We start from the raw sequence: 8,165 nt of genomic DNA, 5'->3' as shown, positions 1-8,165 counted from the left end.
GCGCAGCGGCGCGCCGCGGCTGATCCGCGGCGCCAGATCGACCGGCCCGGGATCGGCGAGATTGGGCCCCCAGGGCACGATCACCGAGCGCTTCGGGTCAAGTCCATAAAGCCCGTCGGCGCCGGATTTCAGCCATTCCGTCGGCCAGAGCAGCAGGTCCATCGCCCGGAACACCCGCCGCTCGACCCCGAGGATCACCGGTTCGAGCAGCCGCGCCGGCCGCAACCGCGCGGCGCGGCCCTCGCGCAGGTCGGAACGGGTGTCGGTGGTGGGGGTGGTGTCGGCGGTATAGACCGAGAACAGCCCCGGCGGCAGCCGCAGCCCGGCCAGCGCCGGAAAGGCATGGGCACAGAACAGCACGTCGTAGCGGCCACGGGTCAGCTGGCCCTGGATCGCCGGCGCGATCAGCCGCGACAGCGCCAGCTGGCTGCGCCAGAGCGCACCGCGGGCCGCGGGCTCTGGCAGGGCCTTGAGCATCCGGCGCAGCGGCTCGAGCCTGCGCCAGCCGGGATCGAGCATGGTGACATCGCCGACATGGCTTTGCAGCGCCTCCACCATGCCCGGCGCACCGCCGGAACATGTCAGCGGATTCTGCGGGGAAAAATCCCACAGACAGGCTATCTTGCGGCGGTCTGGCAAAGGGCTACAGGTATTATCTATGAGGCAATCGGCGACAGGCTGACCAACCGCCCGGCCCTTGGCAAGGGCAAAAGCTGCCGGGCACGACCGCAGGTTGCAAAACAGGTCTTTCCCGAAGCCGTTCCAGGCGGCTAGTCTGCCCAGACGTGCTGAAACGCCGGCCCCAAACCTGCCGCATTCCTGTTCTAGAGTTCGACCGTTGCAACCAAAGACGCGCTGATGCCCAATATTCTGGCCAATCTGATGCTGGCGATCTGGCCAGTGGTGACAGTGATCCTGTTTCGCCGCCTGCCCCTGCCGCAGGCGCTGACGATCTCGTTCGTCACCGGCTTCCTGATCCTGCCGCCGCCGCCCGCGGTCTTCGACTTTCCGCTGCTGCCGCCGCTCGACAAGCATTCGATCCCGGCGCTCAGCGCGCTGATCATGGCCTTCGCGACCTATGGCCTGCGCAAGTCGGTGCTGCCCGATACCGCGCTGGGCAAGCTCTTGATGCTGACCTTCATCCTGTCGCCGATCGCCACCGTGATCACCAATGCCGAGCCGGTGCGCTGGGGCGACGTGCTGCACCTGCCGGGGCTGATGGTGACCGATGCCCTCGCGCTGACCCTGACCCAGATCCTGATCTTCATCCCCTTCGTGCTGGCGCGGCAATACCTGATCGAGGCCGCCTCCCAGCGGCTGGTGCTGGTGGTGCTGATGTGGGCGGGGTTCGTCTACAGCTTCCCGGCGCTGCTCGAGACCCGGCTGTCACCACAGCTCAACATCTGGATCTACGGCTATTTCCAGCATGATTTCGTCCAGACCATGCGGTTCGGCGGCTGGCGGCCTACGGTGTTTCTCTACCACGGCATCTGGCTGTCGTTCTTCGGCATGATGGCGCTGACCGCCGCCGCGGCGCTGTTCAAGTTCGAACGCAAACACTGGCTGCTGTACGGCGCGCTGACGCTCTGGCTCGGGGTCAGCCTGGTGCTCTACAAATCGCTGGGCGCGATGCTCTTTGCCCTGCTGCTGGTGCCGGTGGTGCTGGTCTTCGGGGTGCGCGCGCAGCTCAAGGTGGCGGCGCTGCTGGCGCTTTTGGCCATCGGTTACCCGGTGCTCAAGGGCGTCGACCTGGTGCCCACCGAACGGTTGCTGGCCGGTGCCGCCAGCATCGACCCAGACCGCGCCGCCTCGCTCGATTTCCGCTTCAACAACGAGGACATGCTGCTTGAACGGGCCTATGAAAAGCCGCTGTTCGGCTGGGGCAGCTGGGGTCGCAACCTGATCTACAACGATGTGACAGGCTCGCTCGAGACGATCACCGACGGCCGCTGGATCATCGTCATGGGCAAATACGGCTGGCTGGGGTTTCTGGCGGAATTCGGCCTGCTGGTGCTGCCGATCTTCCTGCTCTGGCGCGAGATGCTGGCCCGCAAGCCCGAGGAGATCTCGCCCTTCATCGGCCCGCTCACCCTGATCCTCGCGGTCAACGCGGTCGAGCTGGTGCCCAATGCCACGCTGACACCTTTGACATGGCTGCTTTCCGGGGCGCTGATGGGCTATGCCGAGACGCTGCGCCGCGAACGGCTGCGGATGCGGGATCAAGTGCTCAAGGCGCGCCAGGCCCGGTCCTGGCTGAAATGGCGCCCATTGATGGAGTGAATGGTATGGTACGACGCCGTGTTCTGGCGATTGCAGAGGCCGCAAACCCGGACTGGGTCTCGGTGCCGCTGGTGGGCTGGTCGCTGGCCCATGCCCTGCGCGAGGTGGCCGATGTGCACCTTGTCACCCATGCCCGCAACCGCGCGGCGGTGCTGGGCGCCGGCTATATCGAGGGGCGCGAGGTCACCTTCATCGACAGCGACCGGCTGGCGCGGCCACTGTGGCGGCTGGGCGAGCTGCTGCGCATGGGCGAGGGCAAGGGCTGGACCATGGTGCAGGCGCTCAACGCGCTGGCCTATCCGCATTTCGAACGGCTGGTCTGGCGCAGCTTCGGGGCCGAGATCGAGGCCGGTGCCTATGACATCGTCCACCGCATCACCCCGCTCAGCCCGACCATCGCCAGCCCGATCGCGGCGCGCTGTGCCCGCGCCGGGGTGCCCTTCGTGCTCGGCCCGCTCAACGGCGGCGTGCCCTGGCCCGAGGGGTTCAACAGCGAACGCCTGCGCGAGCGCGAACTGCTGAGCTACCTGCGCTCGGGGTATCGCTACCTGCCCGGCCACAGCCGCACCCTGCGCCATGCCGCGGCACTCGTCGCAGGCTCGCGACACACCCTGTCGGAGATCCCCGAGCGCTATCGCGACAAGGCGATCTACCTGCCGGAAAACGCCGTCGACCCGTCGCGGTTCTCGCGGCTGTCGCGACCGGGGCCAAAGCCGCTGCGCGCCTGTTTCATCGGTCGCATGGTGCCCTACAAGGGCCCCGACATGCTGCTCGCCGCCGCAGCACCGCTGCTGCAGTCGGGCGCGATGACGCTCGAGATGATTGGCGACGGCCCGATGATGGCCGAGCTGCGCGCGCAGGTGGCCGCAGAGGGCACCGAAGCGGCCGTCACATTTCACGGCTGGCTGCCGCATTCCGAGGTCGAGACCGTCGCCGGGCGCTGCCACATGCTCACCTTCCCCTCGATCCGCGAATTCGGCGGCGGGGTGGTGCTCGAGGCGATGGCGCTGGGGCTGGTGCCGATGATCGTCGATTACGCCGGCCCCGGAGAGCTGGTCACCCCGGACTGCGGCATCAAGGTGCCGATCGGGCCGCGGGCGGCGATCATCAAGGGCTTCCGCACCGCGCTGAAGCAGGTGGCGGCCGATCCCGCCCAGCTCGCGCCCCTGGCCGAGGCGGCGCGGGCGCGGGTCTTCGACCACTTCACCTGGCACGCCAAGGCGCGGCAAATGCGCGAGATCTATGACTGGGCGCTGGAACCGGCCAGTCCGCGGCCCGAGCCGCTGGCGCTCAGACCGCGACCTGCGCCGCGAGCCAGCTGACCAGCAGCGCCATGCTGGCGATGGTGACATAGCCTGCGGCCAGCCAGACCCCGTCGCGCACCATCAGCCCGAAGGCCAGCAACGCCACCGCCAGCGCACCCACCGAGGTGACCATCGGCAAAAGCTCCAGCAACGGCCAGGTCAGCGCCACCCCGAGGATCATCAGCTTGGTCACCAGCGCCATCGGCGGCGCCGTCATCAACCGCAGCCGGCGTTCGCTGCGGGCGTCGACCCAGTCCGCCATCGGCCGCAGCCAGTCGATCGCCCGGGTCAGCCGGTCGCCGGCCACCGCCCGGCGCAGCACGAAGCCCGGCAGCCACAGATGACGCCGCCCGGTCAGCCACTGCACGGTGATCAGCACCACGATCATTGCGCCGATTGTCGGCGTGCCGGGAATGCCCGACAGCGGCGTCACCAACAGCACCGAGACCACCAGTACCAGGGGTGCGAAGGAGCGCTCGCCGATTTCCTGCAGCATGTCGGCGACCGAGATCTCGCCGCCGACATCCGCCTCCGGCGCGATCGCGCTCAGCACCTCGCCGAGGCTGCGCGGCGGCCTCACTTTCCGCCGTCCTGCTCAAGCAGCGCCCGCAGCCCGCTGCGGTAGTCGGGATACTTCAGCGTCACCCCGAGCTCCTGCTTGATGCGGTCGTTGCGCACCCGCTTGCTCTCGGCATAGAAACTGCGCGCCATCGGCGTCATCTCGGCCGTCTCGAAATCCACCGCCTCCGGCACCGGCAGGCCGAGCAGCTCGGCGGCATGGGCGATCACCTCCTGCGGCGGGGCGGGGTCATCGTCGCAGAGGTTGTAGATGCGGCCGGGGTCGGGCCGCGCGATCGAGGCCGCCAGCACCCGGGCAATATCCTCGACGTGGATGCGGCTGAACACCTGCCCCGGCTTGATGATGCGCCGCGCGGTGCCTTGGCGGACCTTGGCAAAAGGGCCGCGCCCCGGCCCGTAGATCCCCGCCAGCCGGAAGATGTGCAGCGGCAGGCCGGGGATTGCCTGCCAGGCCGCCTCGGCCTGCTGCCGCCGCATGCCGCGGCGGGTCGAGGGGGCGAGCCGCGTCTCCTCGTCGACCCAGCCGCCGGCATGATCGCCATAGACGCCGGTGGTCGAGAGATAGCCGACCCAGTCGAACTGCCCGGCGCGCGCCGCGATCTCCGCGCCCAGCGCCGCCAGCACCGGATCGCCGGCCGCGTCCGGCCCGGCCGAGATCAGCAGGTGATCGGCGGCATCGAGCGCCGGCCGCAGGTCTTCGCCGGGAAACAGCCGCGGCTCGACGCCAGCCTCTGCCAGCGCCGCCTGCTTGTCAGGGCTGCGGGTGGTGCCGATCACGCGCCAGCCCTCGGCCAGCAGCAGGGGGTCAAGGGCGCGGGCGCTGTAGCCATGGCCAAAGGAGAGAAGCGTTTTCACCATGGCCGCAAACTGTCCTCAGCCGGCGGCGAAGGCAAGCCTTTCGGCGGCGCGCCGCCCAGCTTTGTCACCCGGGGATGCGGCCCGGCCCGGCCGCGGCTAGGCTCGCGCCATCGTTCACTGACCGAGTCGTCCCGATGCCCCACCTGCCCCGCCGCCTGCTGCTGCTCGGCGCCCTCGCCACGCTTGCCGCCTGCGGCCGCCAACCAGCGCCTGAGCCCGTGCCCCGCGCCTATGATCCGCCGCTGCACCCCAACGAGACGCCGGAGCTGCGCCGGAAAATCAACACATGGGCCGATCACTACCAGATCCCCCGCACGCTGGTACACAGGCTGGCGATCCGCGAGAGCACCCACCGCCCCTGGGCCCGCAACGGACCCTACTGGGGGCTATTGCAGATCCTGCCGCAAACCGCCCGCACCATGGGCTTTCGCGGCAAGCCCTCGGCGCTGCTCGATGCCGACACCAACCTGAAATATGCCGGCAAGTACCTGCGCGGCGCCTGGCTGCTGTCAGACGGCAGCGAAAGCACCGCGATCCAGTGGTACGCACGCGGTTATTACTACGAGGCGAAACGCCGGGGCATGTTGGTGGAAACCGGGCTGCGGCCCGGTTGAGGGGGGCTCTGCCCCCGCCCTGCGGGCGCCCCCGAGGGTATTTTCGAACAGAAGAAGTAACGGATCCTTAACTCTTACCGGGTCTTACTGCATCTGCGGTACAGGCGGAGGCGCCGATGGCCGTAACAGGAGAAGGCCCCCGGAAGAGCGCTCTTCCGGGGGCTGGATCCGCCTGATCTTCTTCTGTTCACAAATACCCTCGGGGGGAGGCCAAGGGCCGGGGGGCAGAGCCCCCCACTGCAAACGGGAGAGCCTTGGCCCTCCCGCTCATGGTGTCGCGCTGCGCCGCGTCTACATCGCGCCGCCGATCGAGAAGAACATGGTCTCGCCGGAGTGGTCATCGACCCCGTCATTGTCGGTCGAGACGAAGATCTCGCCGTCCTCGGTGATCGCCAGACCTTCGACCTTGTCCAGCACATAGCCACCTGTGGCCTTCAGATCCGGGATCAGGTCGCGGATTTCTTCCTTGGCCACCACCGGCAGCTCCCCGCCCAGCGGTGCCGGCTGCATCTCGGACAGAGCGATGCGGTAGATCTTCTTGGTCACCGCGCGGTCGTCATGCTGGTTGTCGCGCTCGACCACATAGACATGATCGCCATGGGCAGTGATCTCCGACAGGCCGACCCAACCGGTCGCAGGTGCCGCCTTTTCATAGAGCACCGCGCCCCAGTCGCCGGTCTCGATGTTGTAGGCCACCAGCTTGACGTGGTTTTCCGGGTCGTCCTTCCATTCGCGCTGCACTGCCATCCAGAGGGTGTCGCCGACCTTGGTGACGCCTTCGAAGCCGAAGCGCTGTTCCACCGCCATCAACGCGGCCGGCAGACCCACTTCCTCGGTGATCTCGCCCGCGGCGTTCACGTGGTAGAGCGCATGCGGGATCACCCGGTCGGTGCGGCCTTCCGAGGCGACCCAGAAGCCGCCCGCGCCGTCCAGCGTGATGCCTTCGAGGTCGAGCTTCTGTGCCGGCTGGCCGGCGCGGGTGATGCGCAGCGCCTGCGTGATCCGCGCCGGGCGCTGAGCCGCGTCGATGGTGAAGATCGTCGGCTGATAGCCGTAGAAGCTGTCGTTGACGGCGTAGATCGTCTTGCCGTCGCCCGCGACCATGCCCGAGATCGCGCCCCAGCCGGTCAGCGGTTCCAGGCCGTCCGAGGTGAGATGCGGATAGTGCGCCGGTCCGTCCTGCAGTTCGAAGAGCATCACATGCGCCCTCGCGCCGCCGTCTTCGATCAGGTCGCTTTCGTTGGCCGAGACCAGCAGGTTGCGCTCGGGAACGGTGACATAGCCTTCCGGACCGACACCCGAGGGCAGCAGCTGTTTCAGCACCGGGGCCGCCGGGTCGGTCACGTCGTAGACGCCGACCACCGAGGCGCGCTCGGCACCGACGAAGACATAGGGCGTGCCGTCGAAGATGTCGAAGGTCACCGACTCGGGCTCGACGCCCTTGGCGTCCGAGCGTTTGTCGGGGTAATGACCGATCTGGATAATCGCCTGCTCGAAGCTGGTGCCGCTCTCGTAGACGACCGTTCCGTCCTTGTGAAAGATCGTCCAGCCGCGCGAACCGCCCTCGTAATCGCCCTCATTGGCAGTGGCAAAGTGGTCGCCGTCGATCCACGCCACCGCGTCGGGCTCGCGCTTGCGGCCCGACTGGCTTTCGGTAAAGAGCAGCGCGCCACGCTCGTCGGTGGCGTCGATGCCCTCCAGGTCGACCGCACCGGCGGAGAAATGGTTCAGCACCTCGCCTGCGCGCGAGACCACGACGATGTGGTTGTTTTCCTGCAGGGTGACGACGATCTCGCCGGCGGCATTGATCGAGACGTATTCCGGCTCGGGGTCGGTGCCCGCCACTTCGGCCAGCCCGGTGAGGTCGACAAAGCGCAGCGAGGCGCAGTCGAGCGCGCCCTCGGTCACGTCCACCAGCGCCAGCGTGCCGGCGGGCATCTGCGGGATCATGCCGTCGTTGAGGTCTTCGTCGCGCTCGTTCTCGATCGCCACGGCGATGAAGGCGCCATCCTTGGCCTTGGCGAGGCTGTCGGGCTGCCCGCCGAGGTCACAGGCGGCAAGTTCGGTTCCGCTGGCGGTGTCGAACGCCTTGATCTGGCCCGAGGGGCTGGTGAAGCTCTCGGAGGTGTTGACGCCGACAAAGGCGGTGCTGCCGATCACCGCCACCGAGGTCGGCTCGCCGCCGACGGCGATATTGCCCAGCGGCTGCGGGTCGGCGGGCGTGGTGATGTCGATCCGGCCGATCACCTTGAGCGGGCTGTCGGTATAGACCAGCGTCATCCCGTCTTCGGTGACGTCGATGATCTCCGGCGAGCTCTCGCGGGTCCGGTCCTCGCCCTCTGCCATATTGGCGATGACCGGGAAGGATGCGATGCGGTTGAAATTCATCTCGGCCATGGCCGTCCCGGCGCTCAGCGCCAGCACGGAGGTCAGACAGATGGTGCGAAAGCCCATTAAACCACTCCTGATAGGACAATGTCCCCGCTCTCCTGCGCCGAAGATGTAACGCTGGAATGACGGAGCCACGACG

General features: G+C 67.9%; 7 protein-coding genes. 3 read left to right on the top strand and 4 right to left on the bottom strand.

All coding sequences use genetic code 11. From position 1 onward, the window contains the following. Positions 1 to 558: glycosyltransferase (locus VOI27_RS03750; protein WP_323763948.1), on the bottom strand; the 558-nt coding region annotated here is incomplete at its 3' end. Positions 559 to 858: 300 nt separating this feature from the next. Between VOI27_RS03750 and VOI27_RS03745 the strand changes: the two genes are divergently transcribed. Next, positions 859 to 2,280, top strand: a complete 1,422-nt coding sequence (locus VOI27_RS03745; protein ID WP_323763947.1) for a hypothetical protein — start codon at positions 859 to 861, stop codon at positions 2,278 to 2,280. A gap of 5 nt (positions 2,281 to 2,285) precedes the next feature. Next, positions 2,286 to 3,602, top strand: a complete 1,317-nt coding sequence (locus VOI27_RS03740; RefSeq protein ID WP_323763946.1) for a glycosyltransferase — start codon at positions 2,286 to 2,288, stop codon at positions 3,600 to 3,602. On the opposite strand, the gene VOI27_RS03735 is transcribed toward VOI27_RS03740, so the two are convergent. Both VOI27_RS03735 and VOI27_RS03730 read right to left on the bottom strand, forming a co-directional pair. Then, the gene (locus tag VOI27_RS03735) at positions 3,571 to 4,164 is read right to left on the bottom strand and encodes an exopolysaccharide biosynthesis protein (RefSeq protein ID WP_323763945.1); all 594 of its coding nucleotides are present in this window, start codon (positions 4,162 to 4,164) and stop codon (positions 3,571 to 3,573) included. The two genes, VOI27_RS03740 and VOI27_RS03735, sit on opposite strands and share 32 nt — an antisense overlap. After that, entirely contained in the window at positions 4,161 to 5,021 is an 861-nt protein-coding gene (locus tag VOI27_RS03730; RefSeq protein WP_323763944.1) for an SDR family oxidoreductase, read from the bottom strand. The genes VOI27_RS03735 and VOI27_RS03730 overlap by 4 nt, the downstream gene beginning before the upstream one ends. A 134-nt stretch (positions 5,022 to 5,155) precedes the next feature. Here VOI27_RS03730 and VOI27_RS03725 point away from each other — a divergent pair, with 134 nt between their 5' ends. Then, positions 5,156 to 5,635: a lytic transglycosylase domain-containing protein gene (locus VOI27_RS03725; RefSeq protein ID WP_323763943.1), complete on the top strand. Its 480-nt coding sequence runs from the start codon at positions 5,156 to 5,158 to the stop codon at positions 5,633 to 5,635. Between the two features lie 291 nt (positions 5,636 to 5,926). Here the strand turns inward: VOI27_RS03725 and VOI27_RS03720 are convergent, their stop codons facing one another. Beyond that, positions 5,927 to 8,089 (bottom strand): esterase-like activity of phytase family protein, encoded by a 2,163-nt coding sequence (locus VOI27_RS03720; RefSeq protein WP_323763942.1) that lies wholly within the window; start codon positions 8,087 to 8,089, stop codon positions 5,927 to 5,929. Between the last annotated feature and the right edge of the window lie 76 nt (positions 8,090 to 8,165).

The organism is Marinovum sp., from assembly GCF_034669705.1.
In the GTDB taxonomy this organism is placed as follows: domain Bacteria; phylum Pseudomonadota; class Alphaproteobacteria; order Rhodobacterales; family Rhodobacteraceae; genus Marinovum.
This window is presented reverse-complemented; position numbering and strand designations above follow the sequence as displayed.